The 24,227-nt window shown below is 32.0% G+C and carries 23 protein-coding genes; 8 read left to right on the top strand and 15 right to left on the bottom strand.

Annotated features, from left to right (window positions below; genetic code table 11):
- Positions 1-223: 223 nt before the first annotated feature.
- Positions 224-1,030: a DUF4013 domain-containing protein gene (locus QZU75_RS06960; RefSeq protein WP_296882558.1), complete on the bottom strand. Its 807-nt coding sequence runs from the start codon at positions 1,028-1,030 to the stop codon at positions 224-226.
- Between the two features lie 156 nt (positions 1,031-1,186).
- Between QZU75_RS06960 and QZU75_RS06955 the strand changes: the two genes are divergently transcribed.
- Positions 1,187-2,425, top strand: a complete 1,239-nt coding sequence (locus QZU75_RS06955) for a hypothetical protein (RefSeq protein ID WP_296882557.1) — start codon at positions 1,187-1,189, stop codon at positions 2,423-2,425.
- Between the two features lie 260 nt (positions 2,426-2,685).
- Here the strand turns inward: QZU75_RS06955 and QZU75_RS12755 are convergent, their stop codons facing one another.
- Positions 2,686-2,796 carry a peptidoglycan-binding domain-containing protein gene (locus QZU75_RS12755; RefSeq protein WP_363139642.1) on the bottom strand — a complete coding sequence of 37 codons (111 nt, stop codon included), beginning with the start codon at positions 2,794-2,796 and terminating at the stop codon, positions 2,686-2,688.
- 350 nt (positions 2,797-3,146) lie between these two features.
- On the opposite strand from QZU75_RS12755, the gene QZU75_RS06950 reads away from it, so the two are divergent.
- Complete coding sequence (locus QZU75_RS06950; RefSeq protein WP_296882556.1) at positions 3,147-4,331, top strand: MFS transporter; 1,185 nt, start codon at positions 3,147-3,149, stop codon at positions 4,329-4,331.
- Positions 4,332-4,394: 63 nt separating this feature from the next.
- Here the strand turns inward: QZU75_RS06950 and QZU75_RS06945 are convergent, their stop codons facing one another.
- From QZU75_RS06945 to QZU75_RS06910, 8 genes are all read right to left on the bottom strand, one after another.
- On the bottom strand, positions 4,395-8,957 hold the full coding sequence (locus QZU75_RS06945) for a C1 family peptidase (RefSeq protein ID WP_296882555.1): 4,563 nt from the start codon (positions 8,955-8,957) through the stop codon (positions 4,395-4,397).
- Between the two features lie 226 nt (positions 8,958-9,183).
- Positions 9,184-9,606, bottom strand: a complete 423-nt coding sequence (locus QZU75_RS06940) for a winged helix-turn-helix transcriptional regulator (RefSeq protein ID WP_296882553.1) — start codon at positions 9,604-9,606, stop codon at positions 9,184-9,186.
- Entirely contained in the window at positions 9,603-9,878 is a 276-nt protein-coding gene (locus QZU75_RS06935) for a hypothetical protein (protein WP_296882552.1), read from the bottom strand. The genes QZU75_RS06940 and QZU75_RS06935 overlap by 4 nt, the downstream gene beginning before the upstream one ends.
- Positions 9,879-10,973: 1,095 nt before the next feature.
- On the bottom strand, positions 10,974-11,969 hold the full coding sequence (gene xerA, locus QZU75_RS06930; protein WP_296882551.1) for a site-specific tyrosine recombinase/integron integrase: 996 nt from the start codon (positions 11,967-11,969) through the stop codon (positions 10,974-10,976).
- Between the two features lie 333 nt (positions 11,970-12,302).
- Positions 12,303-13,763 (bottom strand): ATP-binding protein, encoded by a 1,461-nt coding sequence (locus tag QZU75_RS06925; protein ID WP_296882549.1) that lies wholly within the window; start codon positions 13,761-13,763, stop codon positions 12,303-12,305.
- 289 nt (positions 13,764-14,052) lie between these two features.
- A complete protein-coding gene (locus QZU75_RS06920) occupies positions 14,053-14,694 on the bottom strand; it encodes a DUF447 domain-containing protein (protein ID WP_296882547.1) in 642 nt (213 codons plus the stop codon).
- A 397-nt stretch (positions 14,695-15,091) separates the two neighbouring features.
- On the bottom strand, positions 15,092-15,874 hold the full coding sequence (locus QZU75_RS06915) for a S49 family peptidase (RefSeq protein WP_296882545.1): 783 nt from the start codon (positions 15,872-15,874) through the stop codon (positions 15,092-15,094).
- 90 nt (positions 15,875-15,964) lie between these two features.
- On the bottom strand, positions 15,965-16,108 hold the full coding sequence (locus tag QZU75_RS06910) for a hypothetical protein (RefSeq protein WP_296882544.1): 144 nt from the start codon (positions 16,106-16,108) through the stop codon (positions 15,965-15,967).
- A 543-nt stretch (positions 16,109-16,651) separates the two neighbouring features.
- Between QZU75_RS06910 and QZU75_RS06905 the strand changes: the two genes are divergently transcribed.
- Positions 16,652-17,215, top strand: coding sequence for an ion transporter (locus tag QZU75_RS06905; protein ID WP_296882542.1), 564 nt, complete (start codon positions 16,652-16,654; stop codon positions 17,213-17,215).
- 192 nt (positions 17,216-17,407) lie between these two features.
- Here QZU75_RS06905 and QZU75_RS06900 read toward each other — a convergent pair whose 3' ends face one another.
- Both QZU75_RS06900 and QZU75_RS06895 read right to left on the bottom strand, forming a co-directional pair.
- Entirely contained in the window at positions 17,408-18,061 is a 654-nt protein-coding gene (locus QZU75_RS06900) for a PIN domain-containing protein (RefSeq protein ID WP_296882541.1), read from the bottom strand.
- Between the two features lie 3 nt (positions 18,062-18,064).
- Positions 18,065-18,571 carry a hypothetical protein gene (locus QZU75_RS06895; RefSeq protein ID WP_296882539.1) on the bottom strand — a complete coding sequence of 169 codons (507 nt, stop codon included), beginning with the start codon at positions 18,569-18,571 and terminating at the stop codon, positions 18,065-18,067.
- A 510-nt stretch (positions 18,572-19,081) separates the two neighbouring features.
- Between QZU75_RS06895 and QZU75_RS06890 the strand changes: the two genes are divergently transcribed.
- Positions 19,082-19,369, top strand: coding sequence for a hypothetical protein (locus tag QZU75_RS06890; protein ID WP_296882538.1), 288 nt, complete (start codon positions 19,082-19,084; stop codon positions 19,367-19,369).
- A 68-nt stretch (positions 19,370-19,437) separates the two neighbouring features.
- On the opposite strand, the gene QZU75_RS06885 is transcribed toward QZU75_RS06890, so the two are convergent.
- A complete protein-coding gene (locus QZU75_RS06885; RefSeq protein ID WP_296882537.1) occupies positions 19,438-19,809 on the bottom strand; it encodes a hypothetical protein in 372 nt (123 codons plus the stop codon).
- Between the two features lie 121 nt (positions 19,810-19,930).
- Between QZU75_RS06885 and QZU75_RS06880 the strand changes: the two genes are divergently transcribed.
- The 3 genes from QZU75_RS06880 (at position 19,931) to QZU75_RS06870 (ending at position 21,866) form a co-directional block, all read left to right on the top strand.
- The gene (locus QZU75_RS06880) at positions 19,931-21,109 is read left to right on the top strand and encodes an Ig-like domain-containing protein (protein ID WP_296882535.1); all 1,179 of its coding nucleotides are present in this window, start codon (positions 19,931-19,933) and stop codon (positions 21,107-21,109) included.
- A gap of 182 nt (positions 21,110-21,291) precedes the next feature.
- Positions 21,292-21,414: a TMEM175 family protein gene (locus QZU75_RS06875; protein ID WP_296882533.1), complete on the top strand. Its 123-nt coding sequence runs from the start codon at positions 21,292-21,294 to the stop codon at positions 21,412-21,414.
- A gap of 137 nt (positions 21,415-21,551) precedes the next feature.
- Positions 21,552-21,866 carry a hypothetical protein gene (locus QZU75_RS06870; protein ID WP_296882532.1) on the top strand — a complete coding sequence of 105 codons (315 nt, stop codon included), beginning with the start codon at positions 21,552-21,554 and terminating at the stop codon, positions 21,864-21,866.
- 18 nt (positions 21,867-21,884) lie between these two features.
- On the opposite strand, the gene QZU75_RS06865 is transcribed toward QZU75_RS06870, so the two are convergent.
- Positions 21,885-22,532, bottom strand: coding sequence for a zinc ribbon domain-containing protein (locus QZU75_RS06865; RefSeq protein WP_296882531.1), 648 nt, complete (start codon positions 22,530-22,532; stop codon positions 21,885-21,887).
- Positions 22,533-22,632: 100 nt separating this feature from the next.
- The gene (locus tag QZU75_RS06860; RefSeq protein WP_296882530.1) at positions 22,633-23,418 is read right to left on the bottom strand and encodes an SseB family protein; all 786 of its coding nucleotides are present in this window, start codon (positions 23,416-23,418) and stop codon (positions 22,633-22,635) included.
- 96 nt (positions 23,419-23,514) lie between these two features.
- On the opposite strand from QZU75_RS06860, the gene QZU75_RS06855 reads away from it, so the two are divergent.
- Complete coding sequence (locus QZU75_RS06855; protein ID WP_296882528.1) at positions 23,515-23,655, top strand: hypothetical protein; 141 nt, start codon at positions 23,515-23,517, stop codon at positions 23,653-23,655.
- The last annotated feature ends 572 nt before the right edge of the window (positions 23,656-24,227 follow it).

Genomic DNA, 24,227 nt, shown 5'->3' with positions numbered 1-24,227 from the left:
GTCAATGGGAGATAGCTTGGTAAACCTTATGTTGAAAAAAAAACATAACAGCCCAAGAACAAATTACAAAAATGGTACAAACATTAAGTAATAGACTATTAAGCATAACTTTCCATTAATTAATTCACACTTTAAAAACTGCAAATAAATATCCGTTTTGTGCAATTCATCTAACTTGCGGAAGCTAAAGTATTCAGAAAAAGATTTAAAAAAAAGGGTTTGATTAATATGCATCAGCATATAATAAACCGATAGCCCTGTATAAAAACAGGATTATAAAAGGCACTCCGATAAAAATGCCTATGAAAACACCAATGTATGGAATCAGTCCGATCAGTGCGACGGCAAATGCCAGAAGCAATGCAATTATATAAACTACAATCAGTGTAACTATAATTTTAATAACGCCCACCTTTGATATGTCCCTCCGTATTTGCCTGAATCTGAGACCTTCGGTTCCGCTTCCGGTTCTTGCAAATCTGACCATTCCTGTAAATGAGAGGAATGAAAATATGATAAATAAGATAATTGCAACAATTAAAGTAACGGTCAATGCATTTGTGAATGTGTTCATTGTTGATTTGGGAATTGCCGCCATTATCATGGTCAGATTGTTTGCATCATTGGCTACAGCGTCAATGCTTGCATATACGATTTTAGTGAATGATGAAAACAGTCCTGTTGCGGAAGCGACAATTATGACAATGACCGCAGGTATTATGAAATAAATTATATCCAAAATCAATGCTTTAATGCCTATTACAAAGTTTTTAACATAATCAAAATCAGGAAGTGTCTTATCACCTTCAGTTCCGCTTTTAATGACATCAACTGAGTATCCTAAAACTACAAATAAAACGATTAAAGTCACAAGGCTTAAAATAAGAGAGACTGTGCTGTCCTTAACACCGTATGACGGAAGAACTGTTGATAAGCTCATTAGAATAATTAAAGCACAGAATATTAAAAATTTTCGAATATCGCTGACAGGATATTTAATAGCGTCCATTATAATTTCACGTAAATTCATATTTATCACATTAACCTAACTGCTTTACAGATATATATTTTTAGATAATAGTATTTAAAATTTAAAGTATTCTGCCAGAATAATAACGAAAATAAGGCAAAACTGCCATAATTTTAATATATGTGAATAATATAAATAATTATACAGAGGCATAATATGAACAAAAAAGTAGTTACATTGATTCTTGTTATATTAATTTCCTTTAGTTTTTTAAGCATTGTCGTAGCTGACAGTACATCACATAATGATAAAAATACAACAGACCACGACAAAACAGTCCATAAAGATAAAAAAACAACTGACAAGAACAAGACTAAAGATAAAAATAAAACGGATGATAAACCCAATAAGAACTACATTTTAGCTATGGGAAGTGGAAATGACATTAGATTTAGTGATGGTTTTAGAGGGTTTATTCTTGACTATTCAAAATCACCTGCAAGTTCAGGAGATGAATTCAAACGTGTCTCTACATCAAATGCCGCAGATTCAAATACGCTGAAGATGAATATAATCAAAGGCTACATGCAGGATTCAGAAGGCCAGATTGGAAAACTCATGGCCAGTTCTGTAAAAGCCAACTCTTCCAGTTCAAAAGCAGCTGCGGTTCCGCAGGGAAACATAGGCGATCACGAAGTCGTTAAAATAAACAACGAAACTGAAGCCGTTTTTGATTTTGAAGTTTTAAAATCCGTATCAGGCAATGTATCAGATTATTTTGCATATAAAGTATCATTCAGAAACATTGCCGAACAAACAAATCTGACCAATACAACAAATACAACAAACATTACAAATCTAACAAGCAACGCTACAAATATAACCCAGCAGCTCGACAATGAAACAAACGCCACATTCCTAAAAGAATTATTCGATTATCTCTCTTCCCTTGCCAATGCACTCTTTGACGCATGGAAACCTATTATAGACACATTAATAAACAACTTGCTGATGGCCGTTACTGCCCTTGTAGAACTGGCAAATCTCATTGAAGACTTTATGGCGGAAATGCAGTTATTGATGGATGCCCTTGGAAAACTATTAGAGATGCTTCAATCGATATGGGATCAGCTTGAAGGACTTTTAAAATTATTAACAATGATACTGAATCTGATTCAGCAGCTTTTAGACTTAATATCATATATATTGAATTTAATTGCAGAACTGATTTCAGCACTTATCGCACTGTTAGAGATGCTTTTAGAATTACTCTACAGCTTGATACAATTCCTTATAGATTTAATCAATCAACTAATAGCATTAATTCAAGCTATTTTAGAGTTTTTAAAATCAGTCGGAAGTTTCCTGATTAATGTTATTGAAAATGCAGTAATTATAATCGGAGCATTCGTGATTATTACACTCGGAGCATTTATCTACAACAGAATAAGATAATCCAAATCTTATTCATTTCTTTTTTTAATCAGATTTACATTCTCTACATTTAACAAAAATTAATTTTAAAAGTAGTTGATATATACCTGCAGGTTAAAAAATAATATGATTTTTGAAAATATAAATGTTAATGTAAAATAAATGCCATTAAAATCATACTTACAAGATTTCTTTTAATTATATTGACTCTAAGTTAGATCATATTTATAGCATATTGATTTTAAAAAAGAGAAAAAATAAGGAATTGAAATTACCTATCTTTAAAGTATTCCAAGTTTTTTAGCTGTTTTCCCACCCATTTTTCCGGTTACTTTAAGTTTTTTGGCTTTTTGGAATTGTTTTAATGCAAGTTCTCTCCATTCATGGAATATACCACAAATTTTCAGACATTACCCTCCCTTGATTTAAGACAATGTTCTCTGTTTTTCACTGCCCACCTGATTTTATTAACCGCTGACTGTTTTTGCTCTTCAGATGTGCCTGAACATTGACGTTGCTTAAAGCCGGTTTTCCAGGGTCAAATATTGACCCTATTCCAACATAGGCACAACTTCCCCATAAGCCGGATAATATCTGCACCCTAAAATAATCTTCGCAATTATTTTGAAAATTTTAAATATCATTCATGACTTAAATTAATATTAGAACTAAGACGAGTTGTAATATCATGTTAATGAACGAGGAGACAAAACTGAACAAGCACCATTACAGAATTTTCGCCATGAGCTGGGCGGGATGGGTTTTTGATTTCTATGACCTTGTCCTGTTTACATTCCTGGTATCCCAGCTTCAGTCCAGTCTGAATTTTTCGGCAGATATGCTTTCCCTATGCCTAGGCCTGTCACTTTTTGCCACAGGTTTTGGAGGAATCATCTTCGGAGCCCTGGGAGATAAGCACGGCCGTAAAAAGGTACTGCAATGGACAATCATAATATATTCGATAGGAACACTCCTGTGTGCGTTTACATGGGATTTCTATTCACTTCTGATATTCAGATTCATCACAGGCCTTGGTGTCGGCGGAGAATGGGCTACCGGCCAGACCTACATCAGTGAAACATTTCCGGACAAATTGAGAGCAAAGTTCGGAGCATTCATGCAATCCGGCGCACCGGTCGGAGTAATTTTAGCTTCAATTGTTGGAGGACTTGTGACACCCGTCATCGGCTGGAGAATGACTTTTCTCGTTTCAATCATTCCTGCACTGACAATCATATTCATAAGAAAATATCTTGAGGAATCAGACGTCTGGATTAAAAACAGAGACAAATACGTCAACAAAAACATCCTTCATGAATTCAGGGAACTCATAAGCAGAGAACACAGAAAGATATTCCTGATATCACTCATACTGTGCATATTCGGAATGTCTGCATACTGGTACACATATTCATGGCTTCCGACCTATCTTGAACAGGAAAGGGGTATGGCACTGCTAAGCACAACATTCGGAGTTATCCTGATTCAGTGCGGTGATTTTACAGGCTACACCACCTTCGGTTTTGTGGCCGAAAAGCTTGGAAGGCGTCCCGCATTTACGATATACAGCTTCATCATGGCACTGGGAATATCAATGATAACCCTCTTCTGGAATCAGATTGTCCAGGTTCCAAATCTTTTATACATATTTATGTTCCTGACAGGTTTTGGAACAGGATTTTTCGGAGGATTCGGATCGCTTTTCTCAGAGCTATTCCCGACAAGAATCAGAAACACCGCTGTCGGAACCGTATTCAACCTTGCACGTGGAGCCCAGTTCATAACTCCGATAACAATAACAACAGTTGCAGCATACTTTGATTTGAGCTATGGAATAGCCATTGCGGCATTGTTTGCTATGCTTGTGGGCATTTGGATTTGGACATTTCCAGAAACCAAAGGAACAATCCTCAATAATCTCGATTAAAAGTGGATGAACATCCACTTATTATTTAATCGACCCGTCAATGATTCAGAGTATGCTTAAACACTATTTTACTTTAACTGTTGTTTTTATTGTGTCTTTAAGATAGGTCACTTTGACTGTGTAGGTTTTGCCTTTTTTAAGCTTTTTGAGAATATTCCCTTTCAAGGTCTTCTGAGCAATTCCGTTCCTGTTGGTTTTAACTTTATATGTTTTACCGTTGAATTTGAATGTTATTGTCTTGCCTTTAATTAGTTTGCCGTTGATTTTAAGCTTTGCCTTTAAGGTGAACCTCTTGGCGGTTTTTTTAACAGCAATTTTGCCTGCAGTCAATACCTGTTTTACTGTAACTGTGTTCTTATATGTTTTTCCATTGAATACTGTTGTTACCTTATACTTTTTAGGAACATCAGTTATCCTGATTTTAGCTATGCCATTATTGTCTGTTTTAACCACACTGGTTTTACCATTGATTACAAACATGACAGATGCTCCCGCACCTATGCTTCGACCATCACCGGTCATGACTTTAACTGAAAAAGATGATCCGCTGCCATAATCAATACTGATATCATTATTACCAACTATAACGCAATCATCACGGACAGTATAAACCTTAAGGCAAACTGTCTTGTTTTCTAAAGCAATATCCTTCCAGGCACTGCCGTCTGTACTTACAAAAGACATTCCATGAATATAATGATTTCTTGAGTATGCCTCATAAGGAAGGTTGTTATTTTTAAATACAACTTTAAACCGGTCCCCTTTTTTAATTGGAACATAGCTGCTTAAGATAATTGTCCTGTATCCTGCAAACTCGCTTATGCCACTTTGTGAGTATGTTAACTTATTGTTCACGTAAATGTCAAAGGAATAATCGATGCCTGACTGGTTGAAATATGTTCCAACAGCGGCAATCAAATCATCATATTGTGCAGTGAATTCATTGGAATATTGAGTATAACCGCCGTCAAAATCATATAAACCGGATAAATCAGTCTGGTAATTTACATGATAATCAATGACATTGGCGAAAATGCATGCCGTGAAGGGATAAATGATGCCCGTATCTGAGTCAGGTGTGAAAAATGATTTTTCATAGTAGGAAATGTGGAAATACCCTTCATCACCCCAGTCGCTTCCCCAGCTGTTTTTAACAATCCATGCACCGTCACCCGGAGGAGCAATTAAAAAGTTATCTGCAGAGTAGTTATCATCCCATCCGACGATGGCAACTGCATGATCTGATGGAACTGATTCATTATTATAATATGCAAAAGTTTCCACATTGAAATACGGTTCAACTTCACTGCTTGCATAAGTAACTGAAACCGCACCGTAATTTAAAATTGCTTTTTTAACGTCACTTACATAATCTGCTGAATTCGGCATTATGAAGTAAGCATCCTGAAGACGCATCTTATTTGGACTGTCAATAAAACGTGATAATTTTCCAAACTCATCAAATCCCCCCTCACTTTCAGCGACACTCAGCCAACCGACTACATTAGCCAAAGCCATATAATCAATACCTCCTTCATCTGAAAATAAAACTCCAAAATCCGGGTTGTATCTTATTTGGAGATTCTGCATATAATTTTTAGAGATATTATACATGATTCCTGTTGCTTTTAAAAGAGCGGTTTCCAATGCTTCTGCAAATGCAAATGTCCAGCAGGCACCAGCAATGCCCTGATCTTTAACAGGAGTAATCCATCCCCAGTCACGCAAATCAAACCTGGACGGAAGACCAGTGACATTGATTGTATTGTTGATTAAAGTCAGATTCAATGCAGGATAGTCAAAAGATAACGGAGCATGAAATGACTGATTGGTGATTACGCTGTCATTATTATACTCATTACCGTTGAGACTGCACTGATTCTTATCGAAATCTGTGAAAATCGCATTGGTATTGTTTGCAAACAGACAGTTGGCTATATTATACCATGAATCACATGCATACACTGCATTTCCCAGATATGCTGAGTTATTTATGAATCTGGAATGGGCCAATGTCATATTGCTCATATCACAGTATATTGCGCCGCCGCAACTGGTGGAATCCACATCGGACAGTTTATTTGAATCAAAAATACAATTGTCAATTATGCTGTTGGTAAATGAAATATAAACTGCCCCTCCAACACCTGCGTTATTGCCTATGAAATTTGAACTGTTCAGGAACAGACTGCCTCCCAATTGAATATATGCTCCCCCAATCATGGATGAAACATTGTTAAACACACACTCAATTAAAGTGGAATTACAGGATTCCATTCTATAATCCACCAGTACGGCACCTGCATTTTTAAATGATTTGACATTTATAAATTCACTGCCTTTGATATAAGAGTTGCCTGAAAACTTTAAGGCAATTGCACCTGCAGATTTCTCAGCAGTAAGATTAACAAATCTGGAATTGATAATTGAAATTTCACAAAATATAAAACTCAGTGCAGATGCATAAGCAGAGGATATGTTTATGAATTCTGAAGTATCTATATTGACTGTGGAATTTGATGCAAAAATCTGACCATATTTACTTGATCTGTTTGAAGTGACAGATGAGCTGCAGACATTTAATATGGCATCACATGAATATATGGAAGGTCCTATTTCAGCGGAATTGTCAATGAATCTGGAATTGCTGCAATTAAGTACACCACCATAATGTGCAATTGCACCACCATAGATAGCGGTGTTATCAGTAAAATAACAATTTTCAGCGGAACCTGAAGTGTTAAAGTAAACTGCACCACCATCATGATTGGAAGCAGTGTTATTGACAAAATTACAATCCGTTACATCACCCTCACCTTCAAATAGAATTGCACCACCAACATTTAAAGCGGCATTATTAATGAAATAACAATTTTCAGCAGAACCGGCACCATTAAAGTAAACTGAACCGCCACATTCGAAAGCAGAGTTATTAACAAAATTACAATTTTTAACAGTGCCGTCACAACCCTTTTCGAAACAGACTGCACCACCATACCTGGCGGAGTTATAAGCAAAACTACAATTTTCAACAGAACCTGTACTATTAAAGTAAACTGAACCGCCACATTCGAAAGCAGAGTTATTAACAAAATTACAATTTTTAACAGTGCCGTCAGAACCCCTTTCGAAATAGACTGCACCACCATACCTGGCGGAGTTATAAGCAAAACTACAATTTTCAACAGAACCTGTACTGTCAAAGTAAACTGCACCACCGTCATATTTGGAAACTGTGTTATTGACAAAATTACAATCAGTTACATTACCAATACCACCAAATAGAATTGCGCCAGCTGAAGCGGCACCATAGCTATTTGTAAAATTACAATCCGTTACATTACCATCACCTTCAAATAGAATTGCGCCGGCAGTATTAGCACTATTGTTAATAAAACTACATTTTTCAACAGCACCTGAACTGCTGAAGAGCATTGCACCCCCATCATAATTGGAAGCAGTGTTATTGACAAAATTACAATCCATTACATTACCATCACCTTGAAATCGAATTGCACCTGCCCAACCATCAGCGGCGTTATTGGCAAAAATACAATTTTCAACAGAACCTGACTTTACAAAGGTAACTGCACCACCCTGCTGATAAGCAAAGTTACTAACAAAATTACAGTTTGCCACTTCACCATCATCGTGGAAGTAAACTGCACCACCACTTTTGAAAGCGGAATTATTAGTAAAATTACAATCTGTTAAATGAACCATCCTGGCAAATAGAATTGCACCACCATAGGTAGCAGAGTTATTAGTGAAAATACAATTTGTTAAAGTATGAAAAGAGCCTGAAATACTGAAGTAAACGGCACCGCCATTGAGTCCTGCGCTGTTATTGGTAAAATTACAATTTTCAACACTGCCTGAAGTCATGAAGACGGCACCGCCATGGGAATTTTCATCATCAATTACCCGGTTTTTAGTAAAATTACAATTCACCACTTCACCACTGCCATTAAAGTAAACGGCACCACCGCGATAAAAAGCAGTATTATTGACAAAATTACAATTTGCCACTTCACCACTGCCATTAAAGTAAACGGCACCACCGTAATTAAAAGCTGTGCTGCCAGCAAAATTACAATTTGATACGGTTCCGGTTTGACTAAAGTAAATTGCTCCACCATCCCCATTAAAGTTTGCATTTTTAATTGTTAGATTTTTAATTGTTACACCTGACCCAACTACATCAAATGCCCTAATGGTTGATTCTGCCATGTCAATAACAGCACCGTTACCGTCAATTACCTTATTGTCCTCAGTGACAGCAATAGCTTCACTATTGTCATAAACATAATTCTTGTGTGTTAATTTAACAGGCCCTGATTGACTAATCTCACGGAAAAGCTCCGAATAGGTACTGTTTTCATCACCACTTAACACATCCGCACCAGTTTGTGCACTTACACTTTCATCATTATCGACTAATGCCAATTCAACATTTTCTTCGATTTTTTGCAGATTATCCACAGACATTTCATCATTTACGGATAATTCCATTTGACCTGCATCCCCACCGGCTATTGGAGTATCTATTTCACTTGCACAAACACTGGTTATGCTGAACAGAAAAATAACAAGCATCAGCAGGATAATTGTTTTCCCAAATTCCATATCCCATTCTCCCTTTTTATTATGATAAATATTTTATAAGAATTTTATTTTATTCTAAACGAACAATATATGAATCTGTGTTCAAAGTTTAAAACATTCAATTCATACTTAAAAATCTATAAACGAATATATAAATAGATAACTGATTTGAAAAATAAAGGATATATAAACTATAGATTTGAGTGTGAAAATGGATTTGAACTATAATAACTGGAATTTAAAAGTTTCAAATCTCCAGTTTAATCTCATCAAATGTCAGATAAGGTATTTTACTGTTTTTAATGCCTTCTTCGAATTTGATAAATCCATCTTCTTCCAATTTTTTAACTTTTGGCTGAATATTGCTGACATCCTTATTAATTTTTTTGGCCAGATCCCTTATGCTTCTTGGTTTTTCATGTTTAATGGTATTAAGTATAATTAAATCCAAGTCGGACAGGGATAATTTGTTTGTAACCAGACTTTCTGTTGTTTCAATCATCTCATCAGGATTTTGATTATAGTATTTCCAGTTTTCCAAGTCCACATACATTTTCATGTTATTAGTTCGTTTAAATAGTTTTTCCAATTCGCTGATGGATTTATAGGTTTCTTCCATTTCACGAATGAATTCATAGCCATTTTGCTTTTTAACTAAAGTAATGATCATTTTAACATCTCCATTAACTCTTCAATATCAAAATTATTTGTAACATTTAAGTAGTCCTTAATCAGTTCATAGATTTTTTCACAATCCTGCAGTGACAATTCAACCCTATAAGTATGATTTTGAGAATCAGGGTGGATATGTGCTTTACCAACATGATAATTGTCAATTAGAATATTATCAGGCATTATAATAATTGACCACCCGTTCGGTGTTTTTACCTTGTAGAGAATTTTATCCCCTATTGAGATTTGGTTTTGTTTTTTCCTTGTCATATAATAATATATTTATTAGAGTATTTATATATTTGTTGGTTTTTTACCAACACAATTATATAATATTAGATAAATTTAACAATACTAAATAAATTTTCAAATTCCAAAGCAAAATTTAAAATAAGATTTACTAAAAACATGTCATCTAACTGAAAAACTGTAATTTATATACCTACCGATTTATTGTGAAAATAGATTAAAAAATGATAGTTATATTTTATCAATTTGACTGTGAAAAATGAATCATAGATTTACTAAAATTGGTCGATGATTAATCTTTAAAAATTCATGTAAATTATCAGGTTTTAAAAATAAGATTAATGTCCTATTGCAGAGAATAAATCTCTACAATACCCTATATTAGACATTAATAAAAAACATTTCTGCATCTTAATAGAGGTTTACTTAAAAGTAAATCCCTTGTATAATTCTATTATTAAATAACATATATAAACTTAACTAATTTTAGAAAAATAGGCAATTAAATAGTAGCTATCTCAGGAGAAAAGCCTCACGAAAACATTAGTTTTCAAAGGCCCTCATTGACTTGTTTATATTTAATTACCTTTTATGAGGTGAAAATTTGAGTCGTTATCTACTATCTTTTAGTTGAATCAGTAGTGCCATAATATTCAGACTATATGATCCAATAAGAAAGAGAATCAACTCCACTTTTTCCACCTCCATTTGATGCATGGAAAGAACACCAGAGCAGACATATAGGGAAACTTCTCCGATTTAACAAATAAACATTGAGTATAATCTGTATTATCATGTTTATTCACCTCCTTCCAAATGTTTTATAGTTTGAGGCTTTTCAAGAGAATATTTATGTGTTATATGTTATTTAAGGCTTGTTGAAGCCATTTTATAAAATTGCAGTGAGAAAAACATCACATATAAACTTTATTGTGCAAAAAGAGAATTGGGCAAAAAATTAGCTCATTAGATAACGAAATGAAATGATTAAATAATAAACCTATTTTCACCCAATCATGTTAAAGCCTATAAACTGATATTTATGTACCTACCATTTTAAGAAAATAATGGAAGAAATATCCACCAAAACACCTAAAATTTAAAATACGAACAAGATTATCCAATGAATTTCCTATGTGATATTTTCACGTTGTTTTGATTCACCATTGCATATTGCATGGTAGTGTCAATCTGCACATGACCCAACAGCCTTTGAACCTGTTCAATCGGTATTCCTTTATCAATTGCATTTGTTGCCATTGTTCTTCTGAACTTATGTGGATGTATTTTTTTGATTTTAGCTTCATTGCCAAGTTTACGCATTCTTTTTTCAACACCAGGAATTCCCAACCGATTATGAGGTTTTCTGAGAGATACAAATAGTGCAGGATTATTGTCTTTTCTGGACTCCAAGTATTTTTGAAGGTGAATTTTTGTTTTTGCATCAAAGTAAACTATACGTTCACTGTCACCTTTGCCCAATACAACACATTCCCTTTCACTAAACAGAACATCATCAATATTTAGATTTACAAGTTCCCCTACACGTATACCGGTTGATGCTAAAAGCTCAATCATTGCCAAATCTCTGATGTTATCACACTTGTCCCTTAGGACTTCAAAATTCTCATCGCTTAAAACCTCTTTCACCACCCTTTTGGTTTTAATCCTATGAATCCTTCTAACCGGATTTTTTGAAATATGTCCCTCATCCTCAAGCCAGCTAAAAAAACTAGATAAAACTCGTCTGATATTGTCAATCGTGGATTTTGATGCATTACTCTGATTTTTATATTCCGCTAAATATTTTCTCAAATCATCAGTTGTGATGCTTTCGATTTTAAGATTAACTGACTCCATCATCTTGAAAATCGTGTTCCCATAATAATCAATAGTTTTTTCAGAACATCCTTCAATCTGTTTGGCTGAAAGAAAAGACACCAACAATTCATGATTTTCTTTTGATTCATCAAACGATAAATTATTGTCCTTTTTAAACAATTCAAAATCATTCAAAATACTTTTAAGACATTCATTAAGTCGTGCTATTTGAATTTCATTTAGATAATGTTCCATATTACTTTCTATTAATCTAATCAGTTCATTTTTCATTTAAATCACCCTATGAAAAAATTTATTAAATCAATCTTAAAACATATGGTGAAAACTTTGATATTAAATTTTTCCCATAAACCTAACTTTAATATAAAATAAGAAAAGTTAGTCTTATAAACCTAAAATTGTAAACGAAACACAAATGCTAGAGAGATTAAATGATATTAATAGTTCTAACGAAATAACTGTGAAAAGAGATTACGAGCTTATGATAAAAAAATATCTCTGAATTCCTCAAAAAAGAGAAAAAAATAATCTAAAAAAGTCAAAAACAACCCATTAATGCAGTAAAAAATTGAGAAATAAATAATTATTTTTCCAATTTTTTAATTACATTAATGAAAATGTTTTTATTGGTACAAATATTATATTATCAACTTTTTTGATTGTTTTTGTTGTATCAGATATAATAATTCCATGAGGAGACTTATAACGCCTAATAGCATCCTTAATCTGATTGGTGCTTTTATTGCCATGGCCAACTTCAATTGGAATAACTTCATCAAAATCTTTTTTTATAATAAAATCAACACGTTGCTTTTTAACTTTATGTGTGTCATAGAATATGCTAAATTCAAAGAATTGTTCACTATTTTTAAGGTTAACCAAGCTTGATCCTACTAATGTTTCAAGCAATACTCCTTCATATTCAGTTAAGTTTATTGATGAAAATCCAAATTTGATATTTATTGCATTCATCAGACTGGGTGTTGCAAAATAATATTGCCATGATTTTTTTGCTCTTGTATTTGCATCGGAATATGGTTCTATATGAAATATCAAATGGGTCTTTTCCAACAAGTCCATTATCGTATTTACTGATCCTGCTGATGTTTTGATTTTGTTTGCAAGTGCATTTTGTGAAATGTCACCAGGATATTTTTCTGCTAAAAATTTTATTAATCTTAATGCATTAGTTTGTGTATTGGCAGTTAAATTATTCATTGTTCCCAAATCTTTTGTTATTACAGTTTCAATAGAGTAATATAATTTTTTTGTTGCATTTCTGTAATTTGTATCATGCATTACTGATGGAAATCCACCAAATTTAAAATAATTATTCCAATCCATTGAATTATATTCTTTCAGATTTAATAAATCATGATTTACTTGCTTTTCTTTAATGATTGCATTTTCAACATTTCCATTAAATAATAAATCAACTAAGTCATTAGAAATATCTGAATGATAATTGTATTTTAATTTAAGATGTTGTGAATAATTTAGAGGAGTTATAGGATATCTTATCATTCTTCTTGCTGCTTCTGCATTATATTCTAGGTTTATAGCTGATGAACCTGTGAAAATCACAAAGATATTTTTTGATTTATCAGTAATCAGTTTACCTGAAACTGACCAATCTTTATCAAAATGTGATTCATCAATTAGTAAGAATAATTTTTTATTTAATGTTTGTAGTGAGCAGTTATGGAATGTTTTTAAGTAAAATTTGATTAGTTCATAGATATCGCAATCTTCTATTCTATCTATCTCTTCACAGGAAACATATAGTATCTGCTCAGGATTGATATTTTTCTGGTTCATTAAGTAGTCATATACTTGAAGCAATACTGTTGTTTTTCCAACACCTCTAAGACCAGGTAACACAATATATCGATTAACATTATTCCCTTCTATAAATTCATCAACAAATGTTTTTAATTCTTCAAAATCATCCCTCTGATTAAATTTAACACCCATATTTGATAAATCATTATTTAAAGACAATGGAGTATCTGTAATCTGAGTTTGTAAAAAATTATAAATTGAATCTTCATTTTCAGAATTCATAAAAACCTACCTCTTCAATAATATATTGAATACTATTATATAAATACTTATTCAATATATTGAATGATACTATATAAAATAACATTCAATATAATATAAAAAAATGAACAATCTTTAAAACCACACCATCTCAAATCATATTATTTAAGCCAATAAACTGATATTAATAAGCCTATCGATTTGACTGTAAAAAACTATGAAAAATTAAAAAAATAAATAAGGATTAACACAAACGCTGTAATCCATGCCAATGCGAAGCCCAATCATTTCATGAAATTAAAATCAGGTTCTATTCAACATCAAAACCCTTTTCTATCATACTGTTTTTAAGAATCTCCATGGCTTTTATCGTATCAGGTCCTGAAACCCTCTTAATCATGCGATTGTTTTCATTAAACCTTCCGACAAAATAATCCTGCTGCTGCTCACTTACAAGGTCAAGGCGAGTATAGTTAGTAAGGCATTCCAGAAGGGCAAATACTCCCCGGTTTAAAGCCTTTGCACACGGATGGTTTTTGACGATTTTTAAAACATCACTGCTTATGATATAAGCTTCTCCATTTGATGTTACATGGTCTTTAATCGGATCCATCTTTCTGATGTCTGTGACATCGCAAATGATATATGCTTCTGCATTTTTCAGTATTGCAATGTCCTCATCATCTGTAAACTCTTCAATATCCAGATTTCCGATGGTTGAATTTACAAAATTTATAGGGTCAAAAGTAATATTTACAACATATCTGCGTGTTTCCATAATGTTTTTCAGGGTTTGGGTGCCGACAAATAATCTGCATCCAAGTTTGTCTTTGCCCTTGCATACGATTCCTATTGGCGCTGCATTTTTTACACCGTCTTTGCTCATGGTAGTGTAAATCCCTTCATATTTCTGTCCTTCTTCAATTCCGATATCTGTCAAATCAATAGCCATTTTATCATCCTTATCAATTTCATTTTCAATATAATGTCTATTATTTAATCTAATTAAAAATATTGTTAAAACATTATATTAGTTTTCCTGCATTATCTGTATTCTGATTACATTCTGTATATGCTCTAAGCTCCGGAAGGCTTAAGATTATCTTCAATGATTGCCAATGTAATTTCCGTTATTCACAGCGATTATTACAATAATATTAATCAAAAGGAAACTGCAAATTATACAAAAAATATTAAAGTTATGTTTTTACTTAAAACATTTAATAAGGCATATAAACTGTAAATTTATATTTATATTGCAGGGTCCATTCAAAAAAAAGAGGAGAAAAATAGAGATACAATACTCCAAATGTAATCCCATTTAATCAACAATGCTCAAAACTAAAAAATTATTGCATGAAAAATTTCCTTTGATTATTAGCCAGAAGTTTTATGGCATTCTCATTCTTATTGAAAAAATCCATGCAGGCATGATGTACAGACAAAATTAAATCCTGAAACTCATTATTATCTTCCATGTTTTTAATTTTAAGACCAATATTAGAACATTCTTTTGCAGAAAGATGTCTCCCATGACTTTTTGTGTTTTCATGAGAGCCTAAAACTTCCTTAATTTTCTCGATTGAATCAATTTCAGATTCATCAAACATAGAATATGTTAAAGATTTTTCTAAAATTTCATCAGATAACTTCCGAGCATTTTCACAGATTATCACAAAAGCCGGAGGATATTTCGAAAGCATAGTCTGCCAAATGGGAGTGGTTTCAGGATGTTTAGACACTTCCTCTTTAGCTCTTTCAAATTCTTTAATTATGGCTTCAGCCGGTATTCCTCTGAATTGTGGATCAATAGGCCCTAAACTTGATTGTTTTCCCATTATAATTTCTTTACAAGAACAAGCAATCATAGTTCCGCCAGACATAGCTATTTGTGGAATAATTGCTCTAATATCTCCTCCAAATGAATCATGCAAATAATCAATAAGAGATTCAGTGGCTCCAACATCACCCCCCGGAGTATGTAAAAATAAGTCTAAACCTTTTGATTTGTCTAAACCATGAATAACACTCATGAAACCATTCTTATCCAAATCATTAATGCTAGATCCAGACCTAGGATGAGTGTGATTTAACCAACCTGAATAATATACAATTACATTTCTTCCAGTCATTTCAGAATATGAATTAATATATTTTGAAATAACACTTTGAGGATTACTTTCATTTAGTAATCTCATGAAAATTCGGCATTGGTACACCCCCTAAACTTCTAAGGACTTCCATGCCAAATGTTCATCTTTTTCATTAGTATTAAAAAAAGATTTGTCATTTAACTCATTAGATTTTGGAGATATTCCTAATACATCATATAACTCTTTAACTTTATCATTTGTTAAATCATCCATAATAATTCCTCCGAAAAACTAATAATATTAATTATAATTATTATAATTTAAATAGTTTTCAATTTTTATATATTTAACTTATCATAGTCAGATTATTAGATGTCGCATAAACGTTTAATTTCACATATAAAAGATAATTAAAATTAAAAATCAATTTAACACCCTCATTATTCAATTTAATATGATAAGCCATACAGGGAAAGTGTTTCAAATATTTTTTAATATATAATCCTCTGATTATTTTTCACATTAACATCAACATTTAGCTATTCAAAACTTCATTTCCGAATCGCTTTGATATATCTTGTTTAATTAAACTTTCAATTAAAAAACATTAAACTCCCAAAACATTAACATTAACGGCACAATAGTCAATTAAAAAATGATTTTAAAAACCACTTGATACAACTAATTCAACAAAACAAACAAATACAGTTAATACTAAAAATAATAGTATAACCCAACTCTGCAATTCAACTAACTTATAGAAGTTGGGGCATTATTCGGATAAAACTAAGCTATTAAATATTTTGGAGTGTTGAAATGAAATTCAAAGGTCAGGAAGTTAATTTTGAAATGATAATCTGGTTCGCTTTGAACATTCTAATCATTATCGACATTCTGCTGATTACAATTGCAATGCTATTTACCCTTCCGGAAGGTACTGAAATGGGGATTCAAATGTTTGATTTTTGCGTTTGCATACTCCTTATGGCAGAGTGGCTGATTAACCTTTATTTTTCAGCTTCAAAAACCGAATATTTAAAGGAAAAATATAATATACTTGCCCTGATTGCATCCATTCCTTTTGATGTTATCATACCTATCGTTATTCCGGGCATTAATCTTTTGAGATATTTCAGACTTCTTAAATTACTTAGAATAATAGCTCTCTTCAACATGTTCATTGACGGCATTAACCGCTTTATCAAAAAAACAAATCTGGATAAAATCCTCGCAGGAGTCTTTTTAACTATCCTCATTTTCACAGGAGCGCTGTATATCTGGGGAACATCATACAGCCTGTTTGATGACTTTTATTTCGTAATAGTTACTTTAACAACAGTCGGATATGGTCAATCACAGCTGCCATTTCATCATTCTTAACTGACCGTCTGCTGAAGGATGATGATGAAGAACTTGAAAATCTCATTGAAGAAAAATACGAAAGCCTCTCCGATGAGCTGAAAACTGTAAAAGAAGAAAATAAGAAGCTGCATGAAGACATCAAAGAGCTTAAGGAACTGGTTAAAAAGAAGTAAGTGAAAAATAATTGGAAAACTAATCAGCAGAAATTGTTTAGCTAAATTCTGAAAAATCTCCAAGATACATATATCTATTAAATGACAAAACATTAATTAATTTAGAAATGACTTTAATGAAATCTTTATCGTTGCTAATAAATGTTAAATCTGAAATGGGATTATTTTTTAGATATTCATGAACATCAAAAAGAATATCTTCATCTTCACCGTGAAAATAATCTCTAAGAGATTTTTTCTCAATAACCTCAAGGACATTTGAATCTTTATTTTGATATGCTGGAATGCAAGTCATTTCATTTAAGCAATTTATCCTGCATTTTCTATGTTTTGATTCAAAATTCTGTGAATAATTATTAAATTCTGTTTTAACTTTAAATGCATCAACTGCCAAGTGCATATTATCCACTTCCAATTTTCCAATTTGGCCAAATTGGTTAACTTTAATGTGAATTTCAGATAAGTCGATGAAATCATTATCGCCATATCGGTTAAATATTTTTCCCAATTCAATTAGAAATTTAGAATATTCTCTATCTTTTCTTCGAGAAACACATATCACTTCCTGATTAACATGAAAAGAATAATAATTATTACTTTTTCTAACAATTGCTTTTCGAGAAGAAGAATGTAATGCATCTAGTGAATAGATATAACCAATTATTACATTAGTATCTAAAAATATATTCATAAGTTACCCCAATATCTTTGTTACGTTGTCTATTGCATCATCATATTTGGAATCATGCTCAAAGATTTCAGTGTAGAAGTAATCTTCTTGTTCATATAAGAAAATATCAAATTTTTCATATTCTTCCTTATAATCATCCAACTGTTTTTCTTTAATAATTAAATCATTGAAATTTTTTAAAAGAAGAACTATAAATGAAGAATAGTAAAAATATTTTTCAAGATGATCAATAATGTATATAATCATTTTTTTAATTGATGCAAAGTTATAATATTCATCATAATCAAAGTTGATTTGAGTCATCATTTCAGAAATTTCATTTAAAGATGATTTGATATAGTCAATATAGTTTAAAAATTCATCATCCTCCGAATACTTATTTATAAATTCATCAAGAGACATTCCATCATCTTTTGAAAATTTGTATTTAACTGAATAATAGAACTTTTTAAAAATGTCTAAAAAATCATCTATTATATTTCTATTTTCATTAACAACATATTCAGACATGTATTCCTCCAGTTTATTAATTGTATCAATGAATATTAAATTTTAAATATTCAATATTTCTTCTAATTTCACAAAGTCTAACTCAATAGCTTCAAGATATTCCCCTCAGAAATTTATCAATTAACTCCTACTTTAATAACAGGTGATAACCACTAATTTCGGAGAGATTCATATTACATTTAAAATAACACCTAAAAAATTATAATGATGATACAAATATTCAATTAATTATTTGTACCAATATATTTAAATATTTTTGCTTTGAAATGGGATAAAATTTACATTGCCCTACAAATATTGCTTTAAACTTAAAATACCCTTATTTAAACAGAGAATTGAATTTAGAATTTTAATTAATTACTACTGCTATCATCATAACAAAAATACGATTTTTGAAAAAAAAAATGAATGCTTAAAATACAGATAACATGAAACAGAGATTGACAAAAAAAGAAATGTGATAATGTAACTCTCTTAGAAGTCTTTTTAACTATCCTTATTTTTACAGGAGTGCTGTATGCCTGGAGTAAATCATACGGACTGTTTGATGATTTTAATTTCGTAATCCTTACTTTAACAACAGCAATCACAGCTGCCATTTCATCATTCTTAACTGACCGTCTGCTGAAGGATGATGATGAAGAACTTGAAAATCTCATTGAAGAAAAATACGAAAGCCTCTTCGATGAGCTGAAAACTGTAAAAGAAGAAAATAAGAAGCTGCATGAAGACATCAAAAACTGGTTAAAAACAAATAACCCTTTAATAAAAAAAACAGTTATTCAATTTAATTTTTAAGTAAACGATTAAATTAAAAAATTAGTTCAGTCTATTGATGGGCAAAAAAAGTGAAAATATGTTAAAAGTTATCTTTCAACATCACTGATAAACATCAAATCATCATAATTGAATTTTTTAACATGACTGGCATGTCTGCGATATTTTTTAATTATATCCGGATGGTCACCGTCCCACACATCGTAATCCTCATAGCCGTTTTCGTCTATAACTGCAATAATATCCAAATCCATTCTTGAACAGGCATTTGCATATACTGCAGGTTTTTCATCTTCAATGACTAAAAAATAGGATATCCATCCGAACGGCATATAAAATGCTTTTTCCTGTTTTAATAATTCTTCAGTTATTCGGATTTCATCAATCTTATAGGTTTTATCGTTTAGTCTTGATTTTAAGTATTCGTGAAATTTTTTCTCTACTTTTTTTAAATCATACATATTAACAGCTCCGTAAACAGCACATTATTTACATCTTACTAATTGATATCAGTCCAATAAATAATAATTAATAATAAGTTGTATATAACATATATTAATTAAAAATTTAGGAGGAAATGAATTGAAGTATACAAAGATAATAATGATTGTAATGTTTCTAGTAAGTTTGCTTGCAGTCTCAGCAGTCAGCGCATCTGAAAATGTTACTGTCAGTTCTGTCAGTGCAGATGATGCAACTGAAGTTATTGAGTTAAATGATGAAAATACTGTAAGTGAATACGATTATGATGAATATCAACCAAGAATAATTCCTGAAGGATACAGCTACAGGCAAAATATACCCGATGAAATAAACTATACAACAGACTTTGATGATTACTTCGGATATTACGTAACTGTTGTAGATGAAGACGGTTATAATATTGAGGATATGGAAGTTAGACTAGTTGATGCCGATACAAATGAAGAATTAATGAAATTTGAATATGACGAAACCGAAGATGCATACTGGTGCAGCCCCAGCGCCATGGGTGTTGGAATTCATTCATGTAAAATCATAGTGGACGATTACTACTATAACATTAAACCGATTATTTTCAATCTTAAGATTGTTAAATCAGATGTTGAATTAATTTTAAAAGAAACTTATGTTGTCAAAGGCGACTATGCAATTATTAAAGCAAGAGTAACTGATCTTGAGGGAGATTCCATCTATGAAGACGGCAGAATAAAATTTACAGTCAACAATAAAAATTATTATAGAACCATTGATAGTGACGGTGTTGCCACTTTGAAAGTTAAAATGAATAAACAGGGAACATTCACTTATTCTGCATCATATTTAGGTGATGAAGACCATAATCCATCCATTACTAAAAAAAGCAAGATTCGGGTATTGAGTACAAGCAAATCTGCAAGAACCATATCCATTAAAGGCTATAAAGTTGTTATTCCACTAGACAAATATAAAAAGCTTGTCAATGCCAAATACAATGAAAAAACTTATGTTTTTAAATTAAACACTGGAAAAACCATTAAACAAAAAGTTGATGTGATTAACAAAAAGACTTTCAAAAGTACAACCAAAACCGTAAAATCAAAAGTCATCTTTTTCATAGCTTATGACGGTAGTTACAAATATACAGGAAGCCTTCCAGCATGTCAATATGTAGCAGAGCTTACAACATCAAATCAACATCGTGCAGGAAATATAATTTGTCATAAATGGCTTTTAGGTTACAAAAAGGCAAATGAATTTGTTAAATTAAATTCTGCAAAAGTCAGAAATACTATTAGGTGATTATAACTAACAAAACACCATCACCAATTTTTTCATTTTAATGATTATTCTTTGTTTAGATTATTTAAATATTAAAGAAAAGATTTTTGATATTAAAACTTAAATAGCATCCATGATTGGAATTATATTTTTAATATCACAATACAATATTTTGATATATCATTATAACCAAATAATGTAATATGGAAACAAAAACCCTGATGGACACCAACAGATTAGAAGCCTTTTATGACGCGATTATTGCAATTATCGTGACCGTTTTAGTTTTGGAATTGCCGCAGCCTGAAACTGCAACTATCGCATGAATTCTTGCCTTGAAAGGTTCTTATTTTACTTATCTAATCAGTTTTCTAATCTGTGCAAATATCTGGCAATATCACCATTTAACATATGCCCATGTAAAAAAATAGATTCTAAAATTATTTGGTTAAACATTCTTTTAATGTTTGTAATTTCACTGATTCCATATTTAGCAACTTTCGTTGCCAATAATCCGAATTCCCTATTAAGCGAGTCTTTATATGATTTGGATTTTATTTTAATTGATATTATTCTCTTTGCCATGAGCAGATATCTGATGAAAATCAATGATGATAATGAATATTTAGCAAAAGTCGTGGATTTGAAAAATGCTATAGTTATTCCATTTATACTGCTTATTATAGGATTCATTGTTGGATTTTTAGGCTATCCTATTGCAATCAGCGTTGTTTGTCTGATTACAATTATAAGGTCAATAGTATATTCACTCAGATAATCAGTTTTATTTTTTCAGCTAGTCATAACCCTGAGATTCGAGATAGTCATCTATATCGGGATTGTCACCGTATTCATAATGGTCGTAATACCAGTCAGGATCATTTCTGGCAATAGTATGAGGCGAATCGTCAACACCGGAGTAATGTGAAGAGTGTGTGGAATGTGATGAACCGCTACTGCTGCCGCTTCCGCTTGAATAGTAATGGGATTTTGAATCACTGCTGGAATAGCTGTTCAAAGTCAGAGAAGAAATACAGCCGACAACCATTAAAATTAATATAACCGCTATGATTATTAGGGCGACTTTTTGAGTGTTGGGATTCCAGCTCTTAAAGTCATTTATAATATCAGGATTGCTGTGACCGTTGGCTATTTGAACATCCTTGTATGCCTCATAGAATGCATAGGCCCAGACGATGAATGAGAAAATAAAGAAAAAGTTTAAAAATACTCCCAGACTGATAAAGAGTATTCTAAGTGCAAGCAATTTTAATCCTTTCATGGTATTGCCTGCATATATTGTACCGAGCCCTGTAAGTAAGAAGGTCAATACCAAAGCAATGTATATGTTTTTATGGGGTTTTTTAACCCTAACCTTTTTTCCGCAGCTGGAGCAGAATGAGGCGCCGTCAACAAGTTCAGCTCCGCAGTTGTCACAGTACATAATATATAATTTGTCTGCAAGTTATATTTAAGCTATTTCAAATATTTTCCGCAAATACCTGCCGGACGTATAATCCTCACGAATTTAAACAGACAGAAACTTATTTTTCATAGAACGGCTGTGCACCGCACATCCACAGATTTTGAGTTCCGTCCATTGTATCCTGAAGTTCAAATTCAGTTCCTGGTGCAATCAGTATATCCAGTTGCCTGTCAGGGTCAAGCGGCAGAATCTTTTTAGACTTCGGCATAAGCAGTATATTAGTATATTTCATATCTTCACCATATTTAGGACTGCTGCTTACATAGAAGGGAACTTTCGCTGTGAATACCTTATCAACCGCATTTTCAATCATGAAGTTTTCATCTGCCCTTATAAAAAGTGTAGTATTCTCTTCCAGTTCAACAGAATGCTCTTTTAAAATAGCTAAAATTTTATTTAAAGACTTTTTCTGCTTTTCTAAAGGATCTTCAAAGAGACTTAAAAAGGCTTCAACAGGCATGTTAATGTCAAAATCCGTAAAAGGATTGATTGCAATTATTGAATATTTGTCAGTCTGTTTTAATAAATCAGCCAAATCGCTCATGTATATAGCCATTGAAGAGCTTTCAACAACAGAATCCAAAATTTCTGAACTGGTAAAAAGCGGCACTGCATTGTTTCCGTCACTGTCAGTTATATATGTTATATTGAATCCGACCTGTCCTTCAGGTTCTATAACGTCACCCGCCTCAGCATTTTCAATGCCTTCAAAGATGTTTTTGCTGTAGCTGACAGGCATAAAAAGCTGAGATTCTTTTAATATTTCAAAAAACTCGTTTTGCATTTCCACAGTCAATTCCTTTTTCATTAGCTCTTCAAGAGAAGAGTTGTCAACCTTATCCATATTTTCACCTATTAAGTCAGAAGAATGTGCAACATGACACTTGTGCACTTGGTAGATATATATCTGTTTTACCCTCTTTATATGTTTTTAATTGTTTTGAATGAAAAAAAGAAAAGCATGAAATTAAAATACAACTTAAAAGAAAAAGCATTGAAAATATTAAGCGGATTTTACATTAACAGTGAGGTTAATGTAAATCATTACTGCAATCAGCATAGGGTAAAAAAGCCCGATTAGTCTTATTTTACTGATTTAAATATGTAAGTGAGCACTTACATTCGAAAAACTATTTATATAGCATTGATTAAACTAATAAGTAGGTGTGAAGAGTTCTACTGACATTTAATGTAGAAAACTTCCAATTTCAAAAATAATTAAGGTGATAATATGATTGACTACTGGACCCGAGATCTTACTCATTAAGCAAAAAGGCATAAGACTACGAATTAAAAATAACAGAGGTGAAAAAAATGATAATGAATGCAATCATAGCAATCTTCCCATAAACAATAACACACAAAAAAACTTATTCACAAAACACAGTTTTGGAGGTGAAAAACTGCGAGTAAAAATTAACTCAGAAATGCTGTCTGTTTCGGATTTTGCAAAAAATACCAGACAGACAGTTAAAAAAACTATTTTTAGACTTAAAATAAAATACTGCTTTTTTTATAACTGTTTTTAAATGAAATGACATGGACTTTATCAAAATAATTTTAACTACAACTCTAATTCTGATAAAAAAAATCAGCTGAATTAAGAAATTAAAAAAAAATAAGGCTGGAAATAATTGCCTGAAAATGCAGCAA

The sequence above is a fragment of the uncultured Methanobrevibacter sp. genome (assembly GCF_902764455.1).
In the GTDB taxonomy this organism is placed as follows: Archaea; Methanobacteriota; Methanobacteria; order Methanobacteriales; family Methanobacteriaceae; genus Methanocatella.
The sequence above is the reverse complement of the archived record's forward strand: the minus strand, read 5'-3'. Positions and strand labels throughout refer to the sequence as shown.